At 71.0% G+C, this 25686-nt stretch carries 22 protein-coding genes; 10 read left to right on the top strand and 12 right to left on the bottom strand.

What is annotated here, in order from left to right; translation table 11 throughout:
• Both ABZ887_RS06060 and ABZ887_RS06055 read right to left on the bottom strand, forming a co-directional pair.
• Positions 1-931: SPFH domain-containing protein (locus tag ABZ887_RS06060; RefSeq protein ID WP_361283331.1), on the bottom strand; the 931-nt coding region annotated here is incomplete at its 3' end.
• A 76-nt stretch (positions 932-1007) separates the two neighbouring features.
• On the bottom strand, positions 1008-1886 hold the full coding sequence (locus ABZ887_RS06055; protein WP_361283330.1) for an AraC family transcriptional regulator: 879 nt from the start codon (positions 1884-1886) through the stop codon (positions 1008-1010).
• Between the two features lie 87 nt (positions 1887-1973).
• Here ABZ887_RS06055 and ABZ887_RS06050 point away from each other — a divergent pair, with 87 nt between their 5' ends.
• The 4 genes from ABZ887_RS06050 (at position 1974) to ABZ887_RS06035 (ending at position 6932) form a co-directional block, all read left to right on the top strand.
• The gene (locus ABZ887_RS06050; RefSeq protein WP_361283329.1) at positions 1974-2987 is read left to right on the top strand and encodes an aldo/keto reductase; all 1014 of its coding nucleotides are present in this window, start codon (positions 1974-1976) and stop codon (positions 2985-2987) included.
• Between the two features lie 94 nt (positions 2988-3081).
• Positions 3082-3783 carry a TetR/AcrR family transcriptional regulator C-terminal domain-containing protein gene (locus tag ABZ887_RS06045; RefSeq protein ID WP_361283327.1) on the top strand — a complete coding sequence of 234 codons (702 nt, stop codon included), beginning with the start codon at positions 3082-3084 and terminating at the stop codon, positions 3781-3783.
• A gap of 101 nt (positions 3784-3884) precedes the next feature.
• Positions 3885-4883, top strand: coding sequence for an NAD(P)-dependent alcohol dehydrogenase (locus tag ABZ887_RS06040; RefSeq protein WP_361283325.1), 999 nt, complete (start codon positions 3885-3887; stop codon positions 4881-4883).
• 201 nt (positions 4884-5084) lie between these two features.
• Entirely contained in the window at positions 5085-6932 is a 1848-nt protein-coding gene (locus ABZ887_RS06035) for a CocE/NonD family hydrolase C-terminal non-catalytic domain-containing protein (RefSeq protein WP_361283323.1), read from the top strand.
• A 54-nt stretch (positions 6933-6986) separates the two neighbouring features.
• On the opposite strand, the gene ABZ887_RS06030 is transcribed toward ABZ887_RS06035, so the two are convergent.
• From ABZ887_RS06030 to ABZ887_RS06015, 4 genes are all read right to left on the bottom strand, one after another.
• Positions 6987-8126 carry a hypothetical protein gene (locus ABZ887_RS06030; RefSeq protein WP_361283321.1) on the bottom strand — a complete coding sequence of 380 codons (1140 nt, stop codon included), beginning with the start codon at positions 8124-8126 and terminating at the stop codon, positions 6987-6989.
• 38 nt (positions 8127-8164) lie between these two features.
• On the bottom strand, positions 8165-9100 hold the full coding sequence (locus ABZ887_RS06025; protein ID WP_217554169.1) for an N-acetylneuraminate synthase family protein: 936 nt from the start codon (positions 9098-9100) through the stop codon (positions 8165-8167).
• A 15-nt stretch (positions 9101-9115) separates the two neighbouring features.
• Positions 9116-10366 carry an acylneuraminate cytidylyltransferase gene (locus ABZ887_RS06020; protein ID WP_361283319.1) on the bottom strand — a complete coding sequence of 417 codons (1251 nt, stop codon included), beginning with the start codon at positions 10364-10366 and terminating at the stop codon, positions 9116-9118.
• Between the two features lie 68 nt (positions 10367-10434).
• Entirely contained in the window at positions 10435-11757 is a 1323-nt protein-coding gene (locus ABZ887_RS06015; protein ID WP_361283317.1) for a DUF6716 putative glycosyltransferase, read from the bottom strand.
• Positions 11758-11955: 198 nt separating this feature from the next.
• On the opposite strand from ABZ887_RS06015, the gene ABZ887_RS06010 reads away from it, so the two are divergent.
• Together ABZ887_RS06010 and ABZ887_RS06005 are read left to right on the top strand one after the other, a co-directional pair.
• The gene (locus ABZ887_RS06010; RefSeq protein WP_361283315.1) at positions 11956-12933 is read left to right on the top strand and encodes a glycosyltransferase family 2 protein; all 978 of its coding nucleotides are present in this window, start codon (positions 11956-11958) and stop codon (positions 12931-12933) included.
• Positions 12930-14264 (top strand): polysialyltransferase family glycosyltransferase, encoded by a 1335-nt coding sequence (locus tag ABZ887_RS06005; protein ID WP_361283313.1) that lies wholly within the window; start codon positions 12930-12932, stop codon positions 14262-14264. The genes ABZ887_RS06010 and ABZ887_RS06005 overlap by 4 nt, the downstream gene beginning before the upstream one ends.
• 148 nt (positions 14265-14412) lie before the next feature.
• Here ABZ887_RS06005 and ABZ887_RS06000 read toward each other — a convergent pair whose 3' ends face one another.
• Both ABZ887_RS06000 and ABZ887_RS05995 read right to left on the bottom strand, forming a co-directional pair.
• Complete coding sequence (locus ABZ887_RS06000; protein ID WP_361283311.1) at positions 14413-16731, bottom strand: glycosyltransferase; 2319 nt, start codon at positions 16729-16731, stop codon at positions 14413-14415.
• Positions 16728-18188, bottom strand: coding sequence for a hypothetical protein (locus ABZ887_RS05995; RefSeq protein WP_361283309.1), 1461 nt, complete (start codon positions 18186-18188; stop codon positions 16728-16730). The genes ABZ887_RS06000 and ABZ887_RS05995 overlap by 4 nt, the downstream gene beginning before the upstream one ends.
• A 262-nt stretch (positions 18189-18450) precedes the next feature.
• Here ABZ887_RS05995 and ABZ887_RS05990 point away from each other — a divergent pair, with 262 nt between their 5' ends.
• Complete coding sequence (locus ABZ887_RS05990; protein WP_361283307.1) at positions 18451-19563, top strand: acyltransferase; 1113 nt, start codon at positions 18451-18453, stop codon at positions 19561-19563.
• Positions 19564-19735: 172 nt separating this feature from the next.
• Entirely contained in the window at positions 19736-20653 is a 918-nt protein-coding gene (locus tag ABZ887_RS05985; protein WP_361283305.1) for a class I SAM-dependent methyltransferase, read from the top strand.
• A 96-nt stretch (positions 20654-20749) separates the two neighbouring features.
• Here ABZ887_RS05985 and ABZ887_RS05980 read toward each other — a convergent pair whose 3' ends face one another.
• Positions 20750-21400 carry a TetR/AcrR family transcriptional regulator C-terminal domain-containing protein gene (locus ABZ887_RS05980; protein WP_361283303.1) on the bottom strand — a complete coding sequence of 217 codons (651 nt, stop codon included), beginning with the start codon at positions 21398-21400 and terminating at the stop codon, positions 20750-20752.
• A 71-nt stretch (positions 21401-21471) separates the two neighbouring features.
• On the opposite strand from ABZ887_RS05980, the gene ABZ887_RS05975 reads away from it, so the two are divergent.
• Positions 21472-22872, top strand: coding sequence for an FAD-dependent monooxygenase (locus ABZ887_RS05975; protein WP_361283301.1), 1401 nt, complete (start codon positions 21472-21474; stop codon positions 22870-22872).
• 85 nt (positions 22873-22957) lie between these two features.
• On the opposite strand, the gene ABZ887_RS05970 is transcribed toward ABZ887_RS05975, so the two are convergent.
• Positions 22958-23674, bottom strand: a complete 717-nt coding sequence (locus ABZ887_RS05970) for a TMEM175 family protein (protein ID WP_361283299.1) — start codon at positions 23672-23674, stop codon at positions 22958-22960.
• 81 nt (positions 23675-23755) lie between these two features.
• Positions 23756-24307, bottom strand: coding sequence for a hypothetical protein (locus ABZ887_RS05965; protein WP_361283297.1), 552 nt, complete (start codon positions 24305-24307; stop codon positions 23756-23758).
• Positions 24308-24422: 115 nt separating this feature from the next.
• Between ABZ887_RS05965 and ABZ887_RS05960 the strand changes: the two genes are divergently transcribed.
• Positions 24423-24944, top strand: coding sequence for a PadR family transcriptional regulator (locus ABZ887_RS05960; RefSeq protein WP_361283295.1), 522 nt, complete (start codon positions 24423-24425; stop codon positions 24942-24944).
• Positions 24945-24989: 45 nt separating this feature from the next.
• Here the strand turns inward: ABZ887_RS05960 and leuE are convergent, their stop codons facing one another.
• Positions 24990-25643: a leucine efflux protein LeuE gene (leuE, locus tag ABZ887_RS05955; protein WP_361283293.1), complete on the bottom strand. Its 654-nt coding sequence runs from the start codon at positions 25641-25643 to the stop codon at positions 24990-24992.
• Between the last annotated feature and the right edge of the window lie 43 nt (positions 25644-25686).

Genomic DNA, 25686 nt, shown 5'->3' with positions numbered 1-25686 from the left:
GGGCGGGGGCGGGGGCGGGGGCGGGCGCGGGGGCGGGCGCGGGCGCGGGCGCGGGCGCGGGCTGCGGCGGGACCGCGGCAGCGGCCGCACCGGACGTGCTCTGCACGATCCGCTGGCCCAGCGCCATGCCCACGCCCAGCCCGAGGGCGTCGCCGCCGGTGCCGGGGTTGGCGGCGGCGATCGGGATCGCGTCGGCCGCCTGGAGCTTGGCATAGTCGTCCAGGTTGCCGGTGATCGACATCCGGGAGCGGGCGTCGATCGCCGCCTCGACCTCCGGCGGGACGCTGATGTTCTCGATGTGGAACCGGGGGATGGCGATGCCGGTGGCGGACAGCTCCAGGGTCAGTGCCTTGGCCAGCTGCTGCCCGATGCCGTCCTGCCGGGCGGCGAGGTCAAGGAGGGGCACGCCGGCCGCGCCCAAGGCCGAGCCCAGCTTGGAGACGATCAGCTGCCGCAGGTGCTCGCCGACCTCCTCGGTGCGGAACTGCGGGTCGGTGCCGACGAGTTCGCGCAGCAGGGCGGCGGCGTCCACGACCTGGGCGGCGAAGGTGCCGAAGGCACGGACCCGGATCATGCCGAACTCGGCGTCCCGCAGGATCACCGGGTTCTGGGTGCCCCACTTGAAGTCGGTGAACTGGCGGGTGGTGACGAAGTAGACCTCGGCCTTGAAGGGCGACTCGAAGCCGTGTTTCCAGCCCTTCAGCGTGGACAGGACCGGCATGTTCTGGGTCGAGAGGGTGTACGTGCCGGGCTGGTAGACGTCGGCCAGCCGGCCCTCGTTGACGAAGACGGCCACCTGCGACTCGCGCACCACGAGCCGGGCGCCCATCTTGATCTCGTTGCCGTAGCGCGGAAAGCGCCACACGATGGTGTCCCGGCCGTCGTCGGTCCACTCGACGATGTCGATGAACTCACCGCGGATGCGGTCCATCAGCCCCACGACAACCCCCCACTCCGCACGGCGGTCAAACGAACAGCCGACAGTATGCCCAACGAGGTCAATGCGGCTACGGACCGGTCCGGGCCAGTCCCGCGCGCAGGCGGGCCGCGTCCTGGATCGGCGGGAGGCCGTAGGCGGTGCGGTACTCGCGGTTGAACTGGGTGGGGCTGACGTAGCCGACGGCCTGGGCGATCTGGGCGGCCGTGGCGTCGCCGACGGCCAGGCGGCGCCGGGCCTCCTGGAGGCGCAGGTGCTTTTGGTACCTGAGCGGGCTCATGCCGGTGGCCGCCTTGAAGTGCCGGTGCAGGCCGGCCGCGCTCATGTGTGCCACCGCGGCGATCTCGTCGATGGTGAGCGGCTCCGCGTACCGGGCACGGATCCAGCGGGCCACCTCGCGCACCCGGGTCGTGGTGGAGTCGGCCAGCGACCACTGGCGCAGGACGGGGCCGAGCGAGCTGCGCAGCAGCCGGTAGAGGATCTCGCTCTCGATGCGGCCGGCGAGGGGACGGATGTCGTCGGGGGTGTCGAGGAGCTGGACCCAGCGGGTGACCGCGTCGGCGAGTTCGGGGGGCATCGGCGCGGCGACGTGCGCGGAGGTGGGCGCCGGGGCGGGGCGGGCCGCCTCGTCCAGCTCCACCAGCAGTTCGGTGAACGCCTCGCTGTCGAGACGCAGGGACGCGGACCGGTACGGCACCTGCTCCAGGTCGGCGGTGACGGGCAGGTCGATGGTGGTGAGCAGCATCTCGCCGGGGCGGGCGACCCGGACCAGCTCGCCGGCGGTGGTGCGTTTCGTGCCGTCGGCGACGAAGCAGATCGCCGGTTCGTAGAGGAGGTGCGCGGGCTCCACGGGCTCGTCGACCGCGGCGAGGGAGAGCCGGGGAACCTCGGTGTCCGTGCCCGACGCGACACAGTGCCGGTCGATGGCGGCGACGAGTCGGTCCAGCACAGCACGCTCCGTCCCTGAGAGGATCAGGCAATTCTATGCGAGTGACGGCCCATGCTTCCCGGGCCGCTCGTCCCTAGCGTGGGCGGCATGACAGAGCACACCTCACACCTTCCCCGGCGCACCCTCGGCACCCAGGGCCTCACGGCCGGGGCGGTCGGTCTCGGCACCATGGGCATGACGATGGCGTACGGCACCCCGGACGAGCGGAGCAGCATCGCCACCCTCCACCGGGCCCATGAACTCGGGGTCACCCTCTTCGACACGGCCGAGCTGTACGGCCTCGGTACCGGCAGCAACGAGCAGCTGCTGGGGCGCGCGGTGAAGGGCTTCCGCGACGAGATCCTGATCGCGACCAAGTTCGGCTTCGACCTCTCCGATCCGGCGCGGATCGGGCACGCGCTGGACAGCCGTCCCGAGCACATCCGGGAGGTGACCGAGAACAGCCTCCGGCACCTGGGCACGGACCGCATCGACGTGCTGTACCAGCACCGCGTGGACCCCGACGTCCCCATCGAGGAGGTGGCGGGTACGGTCCGCGAGCTGATCGCCGAAGGCAAGGTCCGCTACTTCGGGCTGAGCGAGGCCGGGCCCGAGACCATCCGCCGCGCCCACGCCGTCCACCCCGTCTCGGTGCTCCAGACCGAGTACTCGGTGTTCGAACGGGCCGTGGAGGCCGAGGTGCTGCCCGTGGTCCGGGAACTGGGCATCGGTTTCGTGCCGTACTCCCCGCTCGGGCGCGGCTTCCTCACCGGCGCCGTCAAGCCGGCCGCGGAGTACGACGCCGACGACATGCGGCACACCATGGACGAGCGCTGGCGGCCCGGCAACTACGAGCAGAACGTCGCGGCGGTGCAGCGGCTGACCGCCCTGGCGGAGAGCAAGGGCTGCACGGTCACCCAGCTGGCGCTGGCCTGGCTGCTCGCACAGGGCGACGACATCGTGCCCATCCCGGGCACCCGCAGCCCGCACCGGGTCGAGGAGAACGTGGCCGCCGCGTACGTCGAGCTGACGCCCGGGGACCTCGCCCGGATCCAGGAGATCCTGCCGCGGGGAGCGGCCGGTTCCCGCTACCCGGCCGCGGTCATGCCGACCTGGCGGTGATCTGGCCGCCCCGCAAGCCGCCCCGCAGACCGCCCCGCAGGCCGTCCCGCGTCCGGCGGGCCCTGTAGATTCGGCGCAGGGCCGGTGAGAGGGGTTGGTCGAGATCGCCACGCAGGCCGGTGCCGTCGATCGGCCGCGGGTGCCCCTGAGCCGGACGCGGGTCCTGGACGCGGCCGTCGCCCTCGCCGACGACGGGGGCGTCGACGCGCTCAGCATGCGCCGGATCGCGCAGGCGCTGGGTGTCGTCCCCATGGCGCTGTACAAGCACGTGGCCAACAAGAACGAGCTGCTGGACGGGATGATCGACGTCCTGGTGGGTGAGATCGATCCGCCGACGCCCGGCATCGCCTGGAAGGAAGCCGTACGGCGCCGCGTGCTGTCGGCCCGCCGGATGCTGCTGCGCCACCCCTGGGCGCCCGAGGTGATCGAGGCGCGGATGAAGGCGCGGGCCACCCCGACCCCGGTGCTCCTGGCGTACCTGGACTCGATGGTCGGGATCTTCCGGGCCGGCGGGTTCCCGATCGGGCTGGTCCATCACGCGTTGCATGTGATGGGCAGCCGGCTGCTGGGCTTCTCGCAGGAGCTGTTCGAGGACCGGCCCGGGCAGGCGCCGGACGCGGACGCGCTGCCGGCCGAGGAGATGGCCGCGAGGTTCCCGCACCTCGCCGAGCTGGCCATGGCGGTGACCCACGACCCGGAGTCGGTCGTCGGCTCCGGCTGCGACGACCAGTTCGAGTTCGAGTTCGCCCTGGACCTGACCCTGGACGGCCTTGAGCGGCTGCTGACCGCGGCCTGAGTCCCGGTCTGCCGGAACCTTGACGGGTGTACGCCGTACACCTACCTTGCCCTCAAGGGGGTGTACGGCGTACACCACAGGGGGCCAAGGGGGAGATCCCGATGAAGGCGATCGTGCAGGAGCGGTTCGGGCCGCCGGACGTGCTGCGGCTCGCGGAGATCGAGTCGCCGGTAGCCGGGCCGGGCCAGGTGCTGGTGCGGGTGCGGGCGGCGGCCGTCAATCCGTACGACTGGCATCTGCTGCGCGGCGACCCGTACGTGGCGCGGCTGCTGGGAGGTGTCGGGCTGACCCGGCCCAAGTCCCGGGTCGCAGGGATAGACGCGGCCGGGGAGGTGGCGGCGGTCGGCGCCGGGGTGGCCGGGCTGCGGCCCGGCGACGAGGTGCTGGGCTTCTGTCCGGGCGCCTTCGCCGAGTTCGCGTGCACCACCCCCGACCTGCTGGTGCCGAAACCCGCCGGGCCCACCGGGCTCACCTTCGAGGAGGCCGCGGCCCTGCCGATGGCGGCGGTGACCGCGCTGCGCGGGATCCGGACCGTCGGCCGGGCCGAGGCCGGGCAGCGGGTGCTGGTCAACGGGGCGGGCGGCGGCATCGGCACCTTCGCCGTGCAGATCGCCGTGGACCTCGGCGCCGAGGTCACCGGCGTGTGCAGCGCGCGCAACGCCGAGCTGGTGCGCTCGCTGGGCGCGGCGCACGTCGTCGACCACACGCGGGAGGACTTCACCGGCCGGGGCGAGCGCTACGACCTGATCCTCGACAACGTGGGCGGCCGTCCGCTCCGCCGGCTGCGCCGGGCCCTCGCCCCGCGCGGGACGCTGGTGGCCAACGGCGGCGGTTCGCCCGGTCATGTCCTCGGGGCGATGGGCTCGATGCTGCGGGTCGTCGCGGCCGACCCGTTCGTCCGGCAGCGGCTGCGGCCGCTCGTCCCCTCGGTCCCGAACGGGCCGGTCCGGCGGGACCTGCTCGCCGTGACCGCCCTCGTCGAGGCCGGCCGGCTCGCCCCGGTGGTCGACCGGACCTACCCGCTGGCGGACACGGCCGCGGCCGTACGGCACGTGGAGCGGGGGCACGCGCGCGGCAAGGCCGTGATCACCGTCGCCTGAACCGGAGGGTGCGGGCAGACCGCCCGGCGGCCGGCCCGCGGAATGCGCCGTTCAGGGATCACGTGGCGCTCGAAACGCGCCCGACGCGCAAGGCCCTTGCGGCGTGCCTCCGCACGCCTGGGCACCCCCGTGCCGGTGCGGAAAAGCTCTCAGTGTGCCGGAGTCCCCGGCACACGGCATATGCGCGAGAGGAACCGCCTCGTGAGCAACCCGCAGGAACCGGACAACCACACGATCAGCGCGGTCACGGCCGCCGACTTACACCGGATCGCCGCGCACGGCATCCACACCTCGGCCACGGCGCTCGACCCCGCCGCCGCCAACGTCGGGCAGGCGCTCGTCGCCACCCTGCAGGGCGCGGCCGAGACGGCGGTGCTCACCGCCGACCTCCGGCAGCTGACGGAACAGGTGCAGCGGGTGGCCACCGTCGGCTTCCCCCGGATCACCGCCGACGACGGGGTACGGCTGTCGGCGCACTCGATCAAACTCAAGACCGACGAGCCCCGGCCCGTCGTGATCGTGCCCTCCGGCTGGACCCCGTTCGGCTGGATCCTGTTCGAGTACGCGTACCTCCGGCTGGCGCTGCGGGGCTACCACGTCCTCGCCTACACCCCGCGCGGCATCGGTCTGACCTTCCCCATGACCGGCGGCGGCTACCTCGACGCCCCGTTCACCTCGGGCGGCACCATCGACGTGGCCGGGCCCCTGGACTGGGCCGACGGCTCGACCGTCATCGACTACGCCCAGCAGCACTTCGAACCGAGCAGGATCGCGTTCCTCGGCGAGTCGTACGGCTCGGGGATCAGCCAGCTGGTCGCCGCGCACGATCCGGCGGGGCGGGTGGACACGGTCGTGGCCCTGAGCACCTGGGGCGACCTGGCCGACAGCCTCTACCTGAACGACACCCGGCACATCGCCGCCGTCACCGCCCTGATCAACTTCACCGGCGGGCCGATCGAGCGGAAGTTCGACCCGGCCACCCGGCAGATCCTGGAGGACTTCCTGGCCGGCGAGAACCTCGACGAGGTCGTCGCCTGGGGCAAGGAGCGGTCGCCGGCGTCGTACCTCGACCAGACCAACGCCCGTGGCGTCCCGACGTTCGTCTCCAACACGTGGCACGAGACGCTGTTCCCGGTCAACGAGGTCGTGGAGCTGTTCGAGCGCCTGACCGTGCCCAAGCGGCTGAACCTGTGGATCGGAGACCACGCCGCGCCCGAGGGAACCGGCCTGACCGTGCCGCTCAGCGGCCCGAACGTGCCGGTCGAGGAGGCGTTCGCCTGGCTGGACCACCATGTGCACGGGGTCGCCAACGGCGTGCCGAGCTGGTCCCCGGTGGAGAGCCAGATCATGTTCACCTACCGGACCGAGGTCGATCCCGGGACCGGTAAGCCCGTCATCGTCGAACCGGCCGTCCGCGAGCCCAGGTCGTCCTGGGCGGACGTCACCACCTCGACCGAGCGCTGGTACCTGACCCGCACCGCGTCCCACAGCGCCGACGGCGGTCTGCGGGCCGAACAGGAGAACGGCTGGCAGCGGGCGTTCATCGCCGGGGAACTGACCGAGGCCACCGCGGTGGACGCGATCATCACCACCGGCCAGGCCGAGTGGCAGGGCAACCCGAAGACGTACCTGACGGCCGAGTTCGACCGTCAGCACCTCGCCGTCTGGACCAGCGACGCGCTGACGGCGGGAAGCGACCCGGGGACGGCCGCCCGGCGCATCCGGGGTGTTCCGGAACTCGCGCTGACCGTACGGAGTTCGGCGTCCTCCACCACCCTGGTCGCCTACCTCTTCGACCTGCGCCCCGACGGCACGGCCCGCATCATCACCCACGAGCCCTGCACACTGGGCGAGTTGACGCCCCGCCAGGACCGGCACGTCGTCTGGAGGCTGCAGGCCGCCGGTTACGACGTGGCCGCCGGGCACCGGCTGATGCTGGTCGTGGGCAGCAAGGACGAGCTCTACTCGGACGCGAACGTCGACGGCAGCACGACCACCATCACCTCACCCGACGGCAACCCCTCGTATCTGACGTTGCCGCTGGGCTGACCTGACAGCGGGAAGCAGAGAGCGGACAGCGGACGGTTGGCGGCGGCCCGGGGGTCAGGCCGGGCTCGTCACCGCCGCCAGCCGGTGCACGTCCTTCGCCGTCCCCGTGACGCCCGACAGGAAGCCCTGGGCACGCGGGGAGGCGTTCTCCGTCAGCCAGGTCGGGTCGATGTCGCAGACGGCCACGCGGACGCCCGTGCCCACCAGGGCCAGGGGCAGGGTGTGGACGACGGTCGAGGGGAAGCTCAGGATCGTGCGGCCGATGGGGCCGCGGCGGGCGATCAGTTCCAGGGGGAGGTCCGGGCGGACTATCTCCAGGCCCGTCTCGGCCGCGAGGCGGTGGAGTTTCTCCGTGCTCTCCCGGCGATGGGCGAAGTAGCGGGTCGCGCCGTGCGCCTTGGCCAGGGTCCGGACGGCCTCCAGGTAGCGGTCGCCGTCCACGACACCCGTCTCCACCAGGGAGGTGCCCACCATGTCGGCGCCCTTGGTGATGCGGGGCGGGCCGAAGCGGGCGCGGGTCCAGCCGAAGTCGTTCGCGGTGACCGTCACCCCCGTCGGCGTCTCCGTCATCGGCATGGAGGAGAAGACCTCCACCCGGCGGCGGGCGCTCGGCGTGAGGCGGCGGCGGGCGGAGGAGGAGACCGGCGCGAAGAGCAGGTCCCGCGCGCCGGGGCGGCCGCCCTTGCGGTGCCAGCGGACCAGGCGTTCGCCGCGCGCCAGCTGCGCGACGAACTCCATCGTCGCCGTGCCGTCGTCGACCACGACCAGGTCACGGGCCCGGGTGATGGTCAGGAGCAGTTGTACGTAGCGGGAGAACGGGTCTCCCATCACGATGCGGTCGGCCCGGCGCAGCGAGCCCGCCAGGCCGCCGATCGTCTGGAAGGGGGCGGTGGTGCCGCCCCGTGCTTCCTCCCAGCGGACCCGGTATCCCTCGTCCCGGGCCAGGTCCGCCATGCGGCGCAGCTGGCCCCGGGTCATGGGGTCCGTCGGGGACAGGACGACGATCGTGAGTTCCGCGCCGGGTGCTGATATGCCGGATACCGAGCGCCGTACCTGACCGGGTACGGCCGGCATCGGGTCCGCCGACCCGCGCAGGGCATGGACATGCGCCCACTCCAGCACGTTCAGCAGCTGCACCGGACTCTCGACGAACGCGAGTGTGTGGGGGCCGGTGTTCCCGGCGCGGGGGCTCATCGACGTACGACCGTCCCGTCGTCGTAACAACAGAGGTGTCAGACCTGGACCGGCTCGCCGGCGGCCGCGGCGATCTCCGCCTCGGCGACGACACCGGTGACGCGGCGCAGCTTCTTCATCGGGCCGAGCTCGGAGTCGTAGACCTTCTTGACGCCGTCGCCGAGGGAGGCCGAGATGGTGCGGATGTCGCGGACCAGGCGGGTCAGGCCCTGCGGCTCGACGGAGGCGGCCTGGTCGGAGCCCCACATCGCGCGGTCCAGGGTGATGTGGCGCTCGACGAAGGTGGCGCCCAGGGCGACCGCGGCGAGGGTGGTCTGCAGGCCCGTCTCGTGGCCGGAGTAGCCGATCGGGACGTTCGGGTACTCCTTCTCCAGCGTGTTGATCACGCGGAGGTTGAGCTCCTCGGCCTTCGCCGGGTAGGTGGAGGTGGCGTGGCAGAGCAGGATGTTGTCCGAGCCGAGGACCTCGACCGCGTGGCGGATCTGCTTCGGGGTGGACATGCCGGTGGAGAGGATGACCGAGCGGCCGGTGGCGCGCAGGGCCTTGAGGAGCTCGTCGTCCGTGAGGGAGGCGGAGGCGACCTTGTGGGCGGGGACGTCGAACTTCTCCAGGAAGGCGACGGCCTCGGTGTCCCACGGGGAGGCGAACCAGGCGATGTTCCTGCTCTTGCAGTACTCGTCGATCTGGCGGTACTCGTCCTCACCGAACTCCACGCGGTGGCGGTAGTCGATGTAGGTCATGCGGCCCCAGGGGGTGTCGCGCTCGATGTCCCACTGGTCGCGCGGGGTGCAGATCTCCGGGGTGCGCTTCTGGAACTTGACGGCGTCGCAGCCGGCCTCGGCGGCCACGTCGATCAGCTTGAAGGCGTTCTCGAGCTCACCGTTGTGGTTGATGCCGATCTCGCCGCAGATGTAGACGGGCTGGCCGGGGCCGACCTCACGGGAACCGAACGTGCGCAGACGGGAGTTGCTCATGACTGTGGGGTGTCCTTACTTCGGGAGGGAATCGAGAGAGGGGCCGAGGATCCAGCTGGCGATCTCTCGGATCGCGCCGTCACCGCCCGGGACGGTGGTGACCGCGCGTGCGGCGCCGCGTACGACGTCGTGGGCGCTCGCGACCGCCACGGGCCAGCCGGCGACGGCGAAGCACGGGAGGTCATTGACGTCGTTTCCGACGTAGAGCACGCGCTCGGGAGCGATGCCCTGCTCCTCGCACCACTGCTTCAGTGCGAGGTCCTTGCGGTCGACGCCGTGCAGGACCGGAATCTGTAGCTTCCGGGCCCGGGCGGCGACGACCGGGTTCTGCTCCGAGGAGAGGATCAGCATCTTCAGCCCGCTCTTGCGCAGGGCGGCGATGCCGAGTCCGTCGCCGCGGTGCACGGAGACGAACTCCTTTCCATCGGCGTCGATCAGCACCCGGTCGTCGGTCTGGGTGCCGTCGAAGTCCAGTACGACCGCGTCGACGTCGTCGGCGGTCGGGAGGGCGCCGGGGCGGTCCGCGTCGAAGAGCGGGGCCAGGGCGCGGGCGCGCGCGAGCTCGTGGTGGTCGTCGATCTCCAGGACGCGCGCGGGGTCGGTCCGCACCAGTTCGGTGTGGCCGAAGAAGCGGTGCTGGTGCTCGCGGAAGCCGTCGGCGCGCATCGCGTAGGCGGCGCCGGTCTCCAGGAAGTCCTGGGGGCGGTCCTGGCGGCGCGGGCGGAACGACTTGTCGTGGTTGACGCCGAAGCCGCCGCTGGCGGAGGCCTCGTCGGCGCCGACCGGCACCGGGGCGTGCACCTCGTCGCGCCAGACGAAGCCGTGGAAGGGGGCGACGGTCAGGGCCGTGTCGGCGCCGTTCTCGACGATCGCGCCGACCACCCCGTCGATGTCCTCGCGGACGATGAACGGGCTGGTGCACTGCACGAGCAGGACGACGTCGACGGTGGCGCCGTGCAGCGCCTCGTGGGCGTCCATGGCGTGCAGGACGGCGGCCTCGGAGGTGGCGGTGTCGCCGGCGATGGCGGCGGGGCGCAGCACGACCTCGGCGCCGGCGGAGCGGGCGGCCGCGGCGATCGCCTGGTCGTCGGTGGAGACGACCACGTCGGTGACCAGGCGGGAGGCGACGCACTCGCGGACGGCGCGGGCGACCAGCGGGACGCCGCCGACCGGGGCGAGGTTCTTCGCGGGCACGCCCTTGGAGCCGCCCCGGGCGGGGATCACGGCGAGGACGCGGGGCACGGCGGCCCCTTCGGGGTGGGACATCGGCTCTGTTCCTTCGGCAGGCACGGGCGCAGACGGCTCTGACTGCGCCTGGTGCGGGATCCGGTCGCTCACAGCTCTCCCATTCGTCGGATCACGGGGGCCACCCGCTGGACGCCGTGGCGGTAGGCGCCGCGTGCGGCCCGGCGCACGATCTGGCGGACGGGGCCCGGGGCCTTGTCGGCGGCGGGCGCGCCCGGAAGCGGGACGCCGTCGGGGCCGAGGTGGTGGCGGGCCAGGATGCCGGGCAGGTAACCGGACGCGGTCTCGGGTGTGTAGTACGGGTTCAGGGGCGGCAGCCCGCCGGGCCGTGCGAGCAGCTTCGCGATGCGCTCGCGGCCCGCGTCGAAGGCGGTGGCGTAACTGCCGTCGGCGGCGACGCCCTGCCGCGAGACCCACTCGGCGTCGGGCACCGGGCGGTGTCCGGCGTCGAGCTGGTCCCAGGAGGCGAGGCAGCCGGAGCCGACGAAGTGGTGGTTGCCGAGCGCCTCGCGGATGCCGAGGTCGGTGAGGACCACGGTCGGGATGCGGCGGTGCAGGGACTCCAGGGCGGCCGTCGAGCTCATCGTGACAAGCAGGTCGGTGCGGTCGAGCACCTCGCCCATGTGGCCGTAGACCAGCTTGAAGTTGGCGGGCACGTCCTTGCCCTGGACCAGCTTCTGGTACGGCAGTTCCTCGATGTGGGTGGTGTGCTCGCCGGGCTTGGAGCGCAGCTTGAGCAGCACCTCCCGCTCGGGGTGCTTGCGGGCGTGCTGGATCAGCCGGTTGAGCAGGTAGGTACGGTCCTTGCGGCTGTCCGGGACCGAGGGCTGGGCGGCGAAGACCACGGTGTACGGGTCGTGTTCGCCCTCGTAGGGCGCCCCGCCGAGGAACGGCAGCGCGACCTCGGTCACCGACGAGGAGTCGGCGCCCACCCCGTCGTACACCGCCCGGAAACGGTCGGCGTCCTGGCGGGAGTTGGCGAGGACGAGGTCCGCGCCGTGCCGCAGCAGCAGGCCGTCGGCGAGCTTCTCGTAGACGACGCCGACGTAGCCGGTGACGACGACGGGCCGCTTCTCCCGGCCGGCCCAGGCGCTGCGCAGCCCGTGCAGCATGGCCTGCGTCCCGCCGCCGACGAGGGAGAGGACGAGGATGTCGTACGACTGCTGTTCCATGTCTCTCAGGAACTCGACGGCCGTCACTTCGCGGAGCGAGTCCGCGTGGACGCCGACCTCCTGGAGCTGGCGGGCGGTGGGGGTGGCACGGCCGCGCAGGAGGTAGCCGTCGAGCCGGACGTCCGAATAGTCGGTTTCGTTGGGAATCAGGCGCTTCGCGGTGAGCGCCCCCCACTTCCACCGGGTATCCGAATCCGCCAGGACCGCCACCCGCAGGGACTTCGTTGCACTTGCTGGCACGTCGAAGACGCTAGGAAGCCATTCCGAGGAACTCCCGAACCCGAATCCAACAAAAGGTTAACAACACGTCGCCGAATGGCGAACCAGCCCAGGATTGCCCATCAAAAAGCCCTGGTTCATGACTTCGCCACACGTCGTTCACCTCGTATCAAGGCGGCGGTCAAGACGCGCGACGGAGGCTCCTCTAACGTCCCCCACGTGGTCAAGCTCTCCGTCATCGTGCCGTTCTACAACGTGCAGCAATACGCGCCCGACACCCTGAGGAGCCTGCGCGCGAACGCGCGTGAGGACTTCGAATTCATTCTCGTCGACGACTGCTCGACCGACGGGACACCAGAGATTCTCGCGCGAGCCGAGCGCGAGCTCCCAGGCGCGGTCCATGTCAGACACGAGCAGAACGGGGGGCTGGCCACCGCGCGCAACACCGGCATCGACAGAGCGCGCGGCGAGTACGTGACCTTCCTGGACGGCGACGACTGGCTGGCACCGGGCTACTACCCGCAGCTCGTCGCCGCGATCGAGTCGCTGAACTGCGACTTCGTCCGCACCGACCATGTGCAGTGCACCGCCCGTGCACGGTCCGTGACCCGGGTGCCGGTCGGCCGCCGCAACGTCGTGATGAACCCGCGGGAGGCCATCCTGCCCGCCGACCGGTCCACCTCCGTCGACTACGCCTACGCCTGGGCGGGCGTCTACCACCGCCGTCTGGTGGACAAGGGGCTCGTCCATTTCACAGACGGACTGCGTACGGCCGAGGACCGGCCGTGGATCTGGAAGCTGCACCGGGAGGCCGAGTCCTTCGCGGCGGTGAACCTGCTCGGCGTCTTCTACCGGCGTGGCGTAGCCTCTTCACTCACGCAGATCGGCGACGTCCGTCAGCTCGATTTCATTCGCGCGTTCGACCAGGTGATCGAGGAAACGGCACAGGACGCCGACGCGAAGGATCTCCTGCCGAAGGCCGTCCGCACGTATTGCGCCATCATTTCCCATCACCTGGGATCCATCGAAAGGTTCGAGCCCGCGGTGGCGAAGAAGCTGAAATCCATGAGTGCGGCCGCATTGCGGCGGATGCCGCAGGACGTGCTGGACGAGGCCCTGGACTCCATGGACCTCCAGCGCGCCACCAAGCTGCGCCGGCTGCGCCGCCGTCCCGCCCCCGCGGGAGCCGCCGCGTGACCACCCAGATCTTCCAGGCGTCCACCCTCTACGGCACGGCCACCCTGGCCGCCGCCCTGGACTCCGGCGCCTTCCGCCCGGCCGACCGGCGCATCCTGCTGGTCTGCAACAACGCGGCGACCCCCGAGACCACCCCGGGCCTGGACGAGGCGCCCGGCTTCGAGCGGCTGCGCGACCGCTTCGACGACGTGATCTCGTACAACGAGACGATCTTCCCGTTCCACCCCGGCGGCTGGGCCCCGCGCCTGGAGGACTTCCCGCTGTGGGAACGCTTCCTGCGCCACGAGTGGCGGCTGGGCGACGACGACGTCGAGTTCGCCGTCGAGTCGATCCAGGTCAACCCCTCGCAGAGCCTCACCCAGATCTTCACCGGCGCTCCGGTCACGGTCTACGCCGACGGCCTGATGAGCTACGGCCCGACCCGCAACAAGATCGACCCGCTGGTCGGCACCCGCGTCGACCGGGTCCTCCACCTCGACCTGGTGCCGGGCCTGCAGCCGATGCTGCTCACCGAGTTCGGCGTCCCCGGCGAGGTCGTGCCGACCCCGGCGTTCACCAAGGTGCTCGCCGAACTCTCCCCCAGCGGCGACGAGCTGCCCGAGATCGAGGAACCGGCCCTGCTGCTCGGCCAGTACCTCTCCGCGCTCGGCATCCTCTCCGCCGAGCAGGAGGAGCACCTGCACGTCCGGATGCTCAAGGGCGCCGTCGAACTCGGCCACACCAAGGTCGTGTTCAAGCCGCACCCCTCCGCCCCGGCCCGGTTCGCCCGCACCCTGGAGCAGGAGGCCGAGAAGCTCAAGGTCGACCTCACGGTGCTGGACACCACGGTCCTCGCCGAGGTGCTCTACCAGCGGATGCGTCCGGCCCTGGTCGTCGGCTGCTTCTCCACCGCGCTGCTCACCGCGTCCGCGCTGTACGGCCTGCCGACCGCACGCATCGGCACCGACACGCTCCTCGACAAGCTCACCCCGTTCGAGAACAGCAACCGGATCCCGGTCACCGTCGTCGACGCGCTGATCCCCGAGCTCACGGACCGCAAGGCGGTCGAGGAGCAGCGTCCGCTGCTGAGCGTCGAGCAGCTCGGCGACCTGGTCCGGGCGGTGGGCTTCGCCATGCAGCCGAGGATCCATCCGCAGCTGCGCGCGGAGACCGAGCGCTATCTGACCAAGCACCTGAACGACACCACCATCCGCTACTTCAAGCGCAAGCGGCTGACCTCGCTCGGGCTGCCCGGCGGGGTGCCGGCGCAGCTGTCGTTCCCGCTGCGGAACGCGACGGTGCGCCGGATGGCGCGTAAGGCGCGGAACCTGCGGCGGGTTGTGCGGAAGTAAGTTCCGCGTCATTTCGTCTGCGGCGGCGTTGTGGCTGGTCGCGCCCACGCGGCGGAGCCGCAAGTCCAATACAGCCCCGCGCCCCCAAAACGGCGGCTGCGCCGCCGATCAGGGGCGGGTCCGGATTTCCGGGCCCGCCCCTTTCGTGTTACCGGCCCAGGATCTTCTTGATCGTGGCGCGGTTCTCCTCCGTGACCTTCCAGAGCTGTTCCTGGCGGTCGTGCACGTCGGCGACGGTGCGGCTGTGGTTGTCGAGGATGCCGATCGCGCGCTCGGTGAGGATGTCGCCGAGGTTCTTCTCGTGCACCGAGACGCCCCACTCGGGCCGCTCGATGTCGTTCAGGAAGTACGCCATCTTCGGGTGCGAGATGAGCGAGATGATGGGCGTGCCGACCCCGAACGGGATCATGCCGGCGTGCCCGCGCATGCCGATGACCAGGCGGGTCTTGGCGTACGTCTCGCGGATCTCGTCGTTGGAGAAGTCGTACATCGGGATCACCGGCAGCGAGATGCCGTGCTCGCGGCGCAGGTCGAAGGCGATCTTCTCGTCGTCGAGGGAGTGCGCGACGCACTTGACCTCGGTGTGCTCGCCGATCTTGCGGACGGCCTTGGCCATCTCGGCGAGGAAGTGCGCGTAGTCGTGGCCGAAGCGCAGCCCGGCGCGGTCGTAGGCCGCGTTGAGCATGACCGTGTCCTCGCGGTACACCGGGTCGGTCCAGCCGGCCACCAGCTGGCGCATGACCGTGGTGGGACAGGGCTGGAAGACGACCTTGTCCTGGAGCTCCGGCGGGAGCATGCCGCGGACCTTGGCGATGGAGCCGTGGTTGCGCAGGCCGAAGAAGGAGGACTTCTCGACCAGCAGCCGCAGGCTCTCGTTGAACCGCCGGGCCCGGTAGGACTGGCCGTCGAAGGCGTTGAAGCCGACCGCGTAGATCATGATCGGGACGTCGATGGCGCGCAGGTGCTCGTCCGGGACGTTCCACTGCCAGGAGCTGTTGCCGTTGGGCATGGTGTCCGGGATGAACAGGCCGCCGCCGCCGATGACCAGACCCCGGCGGGCGTTGACACGCTCCAGGGCCGCCTTGTCGAAGTAACGGTGGGCGTGCACCGAGTGCCAGCGCCGGGAGGTGGTGTCCGGGCCGAAGCCGAGCCGGACGGTCTCCGGGAGCAGCTTGTCGCCCGCGTTGCCCTGCCGGTCCATGTAGAACGCGACGTGCGCCAGCTGGTCCTCGGCGCTGCCCTGCTCCTGGGAGGGGACGGCGGCCGCGCGCTGCGCCCACAGGCGGCTGGAGCGGTGCGTGGGGTCCACGGTGAGGCCGGCGGTGGCGTACCGCAGGGCCTCGGTGTTGTCGCCGTACACCCAGGAGATCTGGGCGAGCCGGGAGAAGGCGGTCGCGGCCCGGTTCGGGGCGGCGGAGGCGAGCAGCAGCTGGGTCTTGGCCTCCTCGATGCGGGAGACGCTCATCAGGGCGTGCCCGAGCACCTCGTGCGGCCAGGCCTCGTCCAGCGGGATGCGGACGCTGGTGAGGACGTCGACGGCGTCCTGGTAGTCGCCGGACGCGATGTGCGCGGCGGCCACCTTGCGGGCGATCTCGACGTCACCCGTGCGCTTGACGTGCGGGGCACCGAAGTGGACGACCAGGTCGTGGTGGAGGCCGCCGGAGGAGGCGAAGTAGGCCGCGTGGAACTCGGCGTCGGTCAGCTCGAACTCGCGCCAGCGGTCCTCGGCCTGCGCGTAGCCGGACTCACCGCCCTGCCACGGCTTGTGACGCCCCGTGAAGTGCAGGATCTTGGTGTCCTCGGGGACCGGGAGGTCGCCGGAGAGCCGCCGCTTGACGAAGTTGTACTTGGCGTCGAGGCGGACGAAGTCGCCGTCCAGGACGGCGTTCAGGATGCCCTGGTCGTGCTTGTCCAGCTCGTAGTCGCCGCTGCGGCCGGTCTTGTCGATCTTCGCGCAGAACTCGTCGGACAGGTACTCCTTCTGGATCACCAGAAGACCGGAGTTCAGCTTGTGCTGCCCGTAGAAGAACTGGGGCACGGCTGCGAGGCCCTCGCGCAGTTCCAGGAGCTCGCCGAGACCGCCGAGGACGACCATGTCGGTGTCCAGGGTGATGACGGTGTCGTAGTCGCGCAGCCGGAAGATGTCGAGGATGAAGTACGCCTTGCGGACCAGGTAGTTGTCCTGGTCGCCCTTGACGTACGAGTCGTAGTGGGTGTCGTTGACCCGCTGCAGCACGATCCGCGGGTGCAGGGCGCGGATCTTCGCGATGGAGGCCGGGCGCAGGTCGTCGTAGAGCACGACGAAGTCCTCGCAGACGCCCGGGTTGGACAGGGCGAGGCTGCGCAGCAGGACCAGGAAGCCGGGCAGGTAGTTCTCGTCCACGTAGGACGCGAAGGCTATCCGGCGCTTCTTGGTGAGGGCGCTCGCGTCGGTGTTCGGTGCCGCCGAGGTGAAGGTGGTCGTCATCGCAGGGAGATCCTCATGTCGGTCACGCTCTGGGCCCGCTGCATGACCCAGTCCTTCTCGCTGGTGTATTCGTGCACGGAGGTGATGGCCAGCTTCATGGCCTCCTGCACGCGGTAGGCGCCGCTCTCGTAGAAGTCGAAGCCGATCAGGTCCAGGGTCGGGCTGACGTCCAGGAAGTCCAGCAGCCACAGCATGTTGAACCCGGAGGTCGGGATGCCCGACCAGGTGTCGGTGCTGATCTGCCCGATGTTCCGCATCGGCCAGCGCAGCGACTCGTCGCCGAGGAACTTCTGCGCGCCGGGCACCAGCTTGTTGCGCAGCGAGTGCTTCCAGTCGCCGGAGACGCCACCGAAGATCAGCCGGGTGGTCACCGGCTTCTCCCAGTTGAAGGCGTGCTTGTGGATGCTGACGTGGATGTCGGTGCGCTCGCCGGTGTGCTTCGGGTCGATCTTGTACGAGTTGAAGCGCACGACCAGGTCGTAGTCGTCGATCTGCTTGCCGATGCCGCCGGCGCCGACGCGGCCCGAGTTGGCGATCAGGCAGACCGACTTGCCGGCGATCTGGTTGCGGAACTCGCCGAGGCTGATCCACTGCACGCCGTCGACGGTCGGGTTGGCGACCGGGCCGCGCATCCGGATCCGGCGCTGCTCGGCGTAGAGCGCGACGGCCTCGGCGATGCCGGCGTCGTTGCCCTCGGCGAGGCGCAGGTCCAGGTACTGGCTGAGCAGCTCCTGCCGGTCGTTCACCGGTGCCTCGTCCTCGGCGAGGGCGAGCAGCGCGCCGACCAGGCGGGGCTCGGCGGCCTGCCAGTCGCCCACGGCCTGCAGGGCGAGGCCCTCGGCCCAGGTGGCGGTGGAGGGCGCCCGGACGTGGTCCGCGGCGGCGGGGACCTGGCGCTTCAGGAGGCCGAGGAGTTCGCCCTCGCGTTCGGCGGCGCGGCGCATGCCGGAGATCCGGTTGGCGACGCCGAAACCGTCGTCCTTGGTGAGCTCCAGATAGCGCTCGTAGGCCTCGATGGCCTCGCGCTCCTCGCCGAGCCCCTCCAGGATGCGGGCGCGCAGCCGCCAGCCGGCGCGGGAGTTCTTGCGCTCGGCGAGCACGGTGTCGCTGATCACCAGGGCGAGGTTCAGCTCGTCGTTGTAGCCGCACTCCAGGGCCTTGTTGGCGACCGCGAGCAGAGCGTCCAGCAGGTCGTTGTTGATCCCGCCGGAGGGGCTGGCCGCGCCCTTGACGGCGCGCTTGAGAAGCGCCGTCGCACCGCCGGCCGGGGCGGGCGCGGGTGTGGTGGTGCCTTCCGTGGCGACGACCACCAGCAGCTTGCGCAGCTGCTCCGCCAGCTCCGCGCGACGGCGGTCGAGGCTGCCGACCACTTTGCCGCTGTGCACGGCGCAGGCGTGCAGGCAGTCGTCCAGCTCCCCTCCGCGCGCAGGTGCCCGCCTGTTCTGGACCCTCGTCATAACTCTCCTGATTTTGCCAAGCAAAGCTTGTGCAACCGCTGTGTGTGGTGGGTTGACCCGCACCGGGGGGATGGATGGAGAAACTAGGAAGCCAAAACGACTATATGGTTAACGAATCCCGACGGGTAAGAGAATGGTTAGCAGGTTCACCGCACACTTTCTATGATTCCCCCAGGTGACGGTATTGGACTTCCCACGTCCCGGGGACTTCGCGAACAGATCGGATGATTAGCCGTCCAGACCCGGGTAGGGGTCCCGGACCATGTCACTCGCGACCCCCACACTGGCGCCCTCGCCTGCGAAGATCCCGGTCGTCCCGGCCCCGCCCGGACACCCCCGCACCCGCCTGCTCGCCCTCGACGGACTGCGGCTCGTCGCCGCCCTGCTGGTCTGCCTGTACCACTACGCCGGACGCGGCGGAGTCGTCTCCGCGTCCTGGCACCAGAACCCCGCCCAGGTCTTCCCGACCCTGTCCCGGCCGGCCGCCTACGGCTGTCTCGGCGTCGAGCTCTTCTTCGTCATCAGCGGCTTCGTCATCTGCATGAGCAGCTGGGGCCGCCCCCTCGGCGACTTCTTCCGCTCCCGCGTCGCCCGCCTCTACCCCGCGTACTGGGTCGCCGTGGTGCTGGTCACCGGCGCGTCCCTGATCCTGCCGGTCGTCGTCCGCGCCGTGCGCCCCGACGAGTTCCTGGTCAACCTGACGATGCTGCAACAGCCGATGGGCGCACCCCGCGTCCTCGGCGTCTGCTGGACGCTCTGGGTCGAGGTCCGCTTCTACGCCCTGTTCGCGCTGACGGTGGTCCTGCCGGGCGTCACGTACCGCAGGGTGGTGCTGTTCTGCTCGGTGTGGACCCTGGCCGCCGTCCTGTCCACTGCAGCGGGCGACGGGTCATGGGCCGAGCTGGTCGTGATGCCCCGGTACGCCCCGTACTTCGTCGGCGGCCTGGCCCTCTACCTCGTCCACCGCTGCGGCGGCCGGCTCCTCCCCTGGGGCATCGTGGCGCTCTCCTGGATCCTCGGGCTGCGCACCGCCACCGAGGAGCTGTGGCACCCCGGCGCCCCCCGGAACCCGTACGTCGTGATGCTCGTCGTCACCCTCGCGTTCGCCGCGGTCGCGGCGGTGGCGGCGGGCTGGACGCACCGCGCGGCCTGGCCCTGGCTGACCACGGCCGGGGCGCTGACCTACCCCTTCTACCTGGTCCACGAACACATCGGATGGTTCGTGATCCGGGTACTGCACCGGGGGTGGGGAATTCCGCCATGGCCGACGCTATTGATCACGGTGTGCGGGATGCTCGGGCTGGCCTGGCTGATCCACCGGTTCGTGGAGACACCGTGGGGACCCAGGCTGAAAAGGGCCCTGAAGACGTCGTGATTCGACTCTGATTCACCTCTCGTTCACTTGGGGAAGTTTTGTCCGTCGTTCACCGCACCGTTGGTTTCGAAGGTGTACGGCGGGCAGGCACCGTAGAGCCCTGCCGCACACAGGCGGCCCGCAGGGTTCTCACAGGCTTCCGTACCGCGTATCGAGGGAGTGCCCCTTCCGTATGGCCACCATCCAGGAAACGACCCGCCCGCCCCACCGTCTCGACGACGTCCCGGGCTGGTTCCCCGTGCTCGACCAGGTGCTGTTCGACTGGTTCCTGAGCCGCCAGGAGGCCTCCGGAACACGGGGCGACCTGCTGGAGGTCGGGGTCTACATGGGCAAGAGCGCCATCTTCACCGGCCGGCACCTGCGGCCCGGCGAGTCGTTCACGGTCTGCGACCTCTTCGAGGGCGACGCGCCCGACTCCGCGAACCGCGCGGAGTCGACGAAGTCCTACGGCAGGCTGACCCGGCGGATCTTCGAGGAGAACTACCTCGCCTTCCACGACGTGCTGCCCCGGGTGCTCCAGGGGCCCAGCTCGGTCGTACCGGCCGAAGTCGCGCCGCAGTCCTGCCGGTTCGTGCATGTCGACGCGTCGCACCTGTACGAGCACGTGCACGGCGACATAAGGGCGGCCCGCGAGCTGCTCCTCCCCGACGGGATCGTGGTCCTCGACGACTTCCGCTCCGAGCACACGCCGGGTGTCTCCATCGCCACGTGGGAGGCGGTCCTCAACGGGGAGCTGCGGCCGATATGCATCAGCACCCAGAAGCTGTACGGGACGTGGGGTGACCCCGGGCCGGTGCAGGAGGAGCTGATCGCGATGGTGCGGGGGCGGAGCGACTGCCACCTGAGCATGCAGGAGGCGGCGGGGCACCGGATCATACGGCTGAAGTCGAAGGGGATGCGGGCACCGGAGTTTCCGTTGTCGCGCTATGGGGATGCGCCGGAGGCGCCTGGGCCGACTTCAGCGCCTGCGGCGCCGGTGGAGTCGCCGTCGGCCGCCTCGGTGCCGCGTCGGCGGAGCCGGGTGCGGAGGGTTGCGGTGGATCTGCTGCCGCCTGTGCTGACGCGGGTTCTTCGGAGGGCTATGCGGTAGCGCGGTAGCCGCCCGGGGGGCGCGGCTGTGGGGCCAGTGCGGGTGCGTCGTGGCTGGTCGCGCAGTTCCCCGCGCCCCTTACGGGGCGCGCTGCCCTCAAGGGATTTTGTAGCGCGTGCCGATTCCCGTGATGACCAGTTCCAGGCCCTCCTCGAACTGGAGGTCGTAGTCGGTGAAGAGTTCTCGGCCCGCTGCTGCCGACAAGGGGAAGTCGGCCAGGATGCGGGCTCGTTCGTCCACGTCGTAGCCCTCTCGGCGTTGGCCCGGGAGGGGTTCGACGCCCTGTTCCTCGGTCACGAAGCCGATCGTGTAGGCGTTCACCGTCCGGCCCGCTGCCGCCGCCTGGGTGAGGGTGAAGCCGGCCTCCGTCGCGAGGCGCAGGTACGCCTCCTGCTGCGGGGCGTGGTCGATGCCGGTGAAGCGTGAGCCGCTGTAGACCTTGGCGCCGTCGCGGTAGCCGAGCAGGGCCGTGCGCAGCCCCCGGCTCGTCGTGCGCAGTCCGTCCTGCCAGGTGCCGGCGGGGTCGAGCCGGGTGTCCGCGGCCATGCGGCGGTAGATCTCCGTCGCCATCTCGTCGAGCAGCGCCTGCTTGTCCTTGAAGTGCCAGTAGAGGGCCGGCGCCTTGACGTCCAGCTCCTTGGCGATGGCCCGGAGGGTCAGGCCCTCCAGTCCGGCCTCGTTGAGCAGGCGCAGGGCCGTGTCGGCGACCCGGCGGCGGTCGAGGGGGGCGCGTCGTTCCGTACTCACGCTTGACAGCTTAACAGCGTTAAGGGCAGCCTTGTCGTCGACGACACTTAACAACGTTAAGGAGAAATGTGATGGATGCGGTGGATGCGGTGGGCGTACTGGTCGTGGGCGCCGGGCCCACCGGGCTCGCCCTCGGGATCGACCTCGCCCGGCGCGGGGTGGACGCGCTGGTCGTGGAGGCGGGCGAGACGCTGTCCCCGGGCTCGCGCGGCAAGGGGATCCAGCCCCGCACCCAGGAGGTCTACTACGACCTCGGCGTGCTCGACGCGATGCGCGCGGCCGGCGGCCCCTACCCGCCCCGGCTGCTGTGGAAGAACGGCGAGCCGCTCGACACGAAGCCGATGTTCGACGCGGTGGCGGCGGACGAGGGGGCGCCGTACACCGAACCGCTGATGGTCGCGCAGTGGCGCACGCAGGAGGTGCTGTACGCGCGGCTGCGGGAGCTGGGCGGCCGGGTCGGGTTCGGGCGCGGGCTGACGGGTCTGGAGCAGGACGCGGAGGGAGTGACGGCCGGCCTCGCCGACGGTACGACGGTTCGCGCGCGGTACGTGGTGGCGGCGGACGGCGGCCGTTCGACCGTACGGCGCGCGGTGGGTGTCGGGATGACCGGCGAGTCGGTCGACCCGAGCCCGTTCCTGGTGGCCGACCTGCGGGTGCGGGGCCTCGACCGGGACCACTGGCACACCTTCGTCGGTGACGACGGCTGCGGTGTGGCGCTGTGCCCGCTGGCCGGGACCGACGACTTCCAGCTGGGCGCCCGGCTGCCCGAGGGCACGCGGATCGACCTGTCCCTGGAGGGCCTGCGCCGGCTGGTGACGACGTACAGCCACCTCGACGCGGCGGACATCACCGAGGTGCGCTGGGCCTCCGACTTCCGTCCCCGCGCCGCACTGGCCGACCGGTTCCGGGTGGGCCGGGTCTTCCTCGCCGGAGACGCGGCCCATGTCCACTCCCCGGCCGGCGGCCAGGGCCTGAACACCAGCGTCCAGGACGCCTACAACCTGGGCTGGAAGCTGGCCGCGGTCCTCGCCGGCCGGGCCCCGGACGCCCTCCTCGACACCTACGAGGAGGAGCGCCGCCCGAACGCCGCGGCCATGCTGGGCCTCTCGACGAGCGTCCACCACGGTGAGGTACGGCGGGGCGAGGCGACGGTCCAGCTGGCGCTCGGCTACCGGGAGTCCTCGCTGACGGCGGAGACCCGGGCGCACCCGGGGCCGGTACGGGCGGGCGACCGCGCGCCGGACGGGCGGAACGCGGACGGGGTGCGGATGTTCGACGCGTTCCGGGGCCCGCACTGGACCCTGCTGACCCCGGAACCCGTGGCCGGCGTCGACGGCCTGCGGGCCCCGGAGTCGTACGGCCCGGGCGTGTTCCTGGTCCGCCCGGACGGCTATGTGGGCTGGGCGGGCGAGACGGCCGCGGAGGGACTGCGGGCCTACGCGGAGCGCACCGGAGCCTTCGCCGCAGCCTGAGCGCTCCGCCGGGAGCGCCGCGTCGGGTCGTCAGGCGGCCGCGGCACCGTCGTGGCTGGTCGCGCCCACGCGGCGGAGCCGCATATCAGTACAGCCCCGCGCCCCTTGCGGGGCGCTGGAGACCGCGCAGACCGACCCGTATCGCCGGGAACAGGGCCCAGCACAGGGACGCCCAGTGGGTGACCAGGGCGACCGGTATGGAGATGAGGAAGGCCAGCATCATCGCGGTCAGCCAGCCCAGCGTGCCGGAGACGGCCTCCGACGAATCGGAGGTGTCGAGCGCGCCCGACCTGCGCAGGTCCGCGAAGGCCAGCCGGAAGAACAGGCAGGCCAGGACCTGGTCGGCCGCGTACACGATGAACTGGACCTGGTAGGCGTCGGCCTCGCTGGTCAGCAGCTTCGTCGTGAACGGCATGAGGACGATCGCGAGCAGCCACAGCAGGTTCCAGCGGATGGCACCGCCCGAGAGTCCGGTCGCGTACCGGAACAGGCGCTGATGGATCATCCAGTGGATGGCGACGGCCCAGAAGCTGACCAGGAACGCGACGTACTCCGTCAGGTGTTCACGCAGGAAGTGCAGGACACCGCTGTTGCCGTGGACCTCCCCGGTGGGGACCGGCAGTTCCAGGGCGAGCAGGGTAATGGCGATGGCCACCACCGCGTCCGAGAAGTAGATCAGCCGCTCCGGACTCACCGGCCGGCCGCCGTGGGCCGCCCCGGCCTGCTGCGCCTCCCCCGCCTGCTCGGTCTTCGCGGTCTCCTCCTGCGGCCCGGCGATGTGCTGCGCGCGGGTGTCGGGCATCTTCTGCTGCTTTCTCGTAGAGCTGTGGACGGTCATGAGGTGTGGACGTTCGGAGCTGTGGACGTTCGGACCTGTGGGCGGTCACGCCAGGGCCTGCGCGGCGCGGGCCCTGGCCCGTGCCGCGTACCGGCCGCCGACGGCGAAGGGGAGGACGAAGGCCAGGACCTGGGCGGTGACGAGCGGAACCGTCGCGGAGTGGTCGTAGTCGACGACGGCGGCGCAGGCGAGCGCGCCGAGGGTGAACCCGGCCGCCCAGATGGCGGTCAGCACCATGTTGACCCCGAGGAACCGGGGGGAGTCCCAGAACTCCCGGGGCACCTCGGCCCGGGCGAAGGTGAGGGTGAACGGGCGGCGGACGGCGAGGGAGGCCAGGGCCGTGGCCGCCAGGGTGGCGTTGGCCAGGGCACAGATCCAGTGCTGGAGGCCGGAGCCGGGATCGGCCAGCGCGACACCGGCCGTGACCACGAAGAACCCGCAGGTGGCAGTGGTCAGCAGGTCGACCGTGCGGGTACGGAGCTGCCCGGCTAACAGAATCAGAGCGGCCAGGGCGGCGGCGCTCGTGCCCAGTCGCCAGTCGACCGGGCTCAGGGCCGCGTAACACAGCCAGGGCGCGAAACCGCGGACGTAGTTCACCGGGTGTCTCCTTCGGGACAGACCGAGAGTCCAATGTTGGACGGTCCAAGAATGGCCGGTCGATCTTGCTCTGTCCAGCCGTGACGGGTGAATTCCGGAAAGGTAGGGTGAGGCCATGAGCTTGCCCCACGCCCTCCTCGGCCTCCTGGCCGAGCAGCCAGCCAGTGGATACGACCTGCTCAAGCGGTTCGAGTCGGGCCTGGCCGTCGTGTGGCCCGCCCAGAAGAGCCAGGTCTACGGCGAGTTGGCGAAGCTCAGTGAGAAGGGTCTGATCGAGGTCACCGGGACCGGCGCGCGCCAGCGCCGCGAGTACGGCATCACCGACGCGGGGCGCGCGGAACTGCGCGGCTGGCTCACCGAACCCGGCACCGACCTCGCCTTCCGCAGCGCCGCCCTGCTGCGGGTGTTCTTCCTCTGGACGCTCAGCCGCGAGGAGGGCGCCGAGTACCTGGAGAACTTCGCCCGCATCAACCGCGAGCGCCTCGCCGCGCTGGAATCCGTGCTGGACAACGCCGAATGGGTCGGCGACCCGGTGCAGGTCTGCGGCTGGCTCATCCTCGAATACGGCCTGCGCGGCTCGAAGACGTCCGCGGAATGGGCCGACTGGGCCGCGGAACGGCTGACCGAGCACCTGTGACCCCGGCGCCCGGGGCCGCCCGGTGGCTCAGGCGCCGGGGGTGGCTCAGGCGCTGGCCAGTGTCAGCTTCACCGCGAACCCGAGGAACAGCACCCCGGCGGCCGAAGTGGCCGTCGCCGACATCCGCCTGCGGCGGCGGAACGCGTCGGCCAGCCGGGTGCCGCTGAATATCAGGGCGCTGAGGTAGAGGAAGCTGGCCAGCTGGGCGAAGGCGCCGAGGACGACGAAGGACACGGCCGGGTAGGCGTACCCCGGGTCGACGAACTGCACGAAGAAGGCGATGAAGAACAGGATCGCCTTCGGGTTGAAGAGGCTGATCACGAAGGCGCGGCGGTACGGGCGCTCGTGCGCCGGCGCGGCGACCGCCGCCTCCTGCCCCGCCGCCTGCTCCTTCCGCGACCGCCACATCGACCAGGCCGCCCGCAGCATCCCTATCGCCAGCCAGGTGAGATAGCCGGCGCCCGCGTACTTCACGATCCCGAACAGCACGGCGTTGGCCTTGAGCAGCGAGGCGACCCCGGCCGCGGACAGCGTCATCAGCACGGTGTCCCCGCACCACACGCCCGCCGCGGCGGTGTATCCGGCCCGGATCCCCTGGCGGGCGGCGACGGACAGCACGTACAGGGAGTTGGGGCCGGGCAGCAGGACGATCAGGACGAGTCCTGCCAGATAGGTGGGGAGGTCGATGACGCCGAACATGCGAAGAAGTCTCGCACGGACGTCTGACAACGCCCCCGCCGCG

This window comes from Streptomyces sp. NPDC047061, assembly GCF_040643955.1.
Lineage (GTDB): Bacteria > Actinomycetota > Actinomycetes > Streptomycetales > Streptomycetaceae > Streptomyces.
This window is presented reverse-complemented; position numbering and strand designations above follow the sequence as displayed.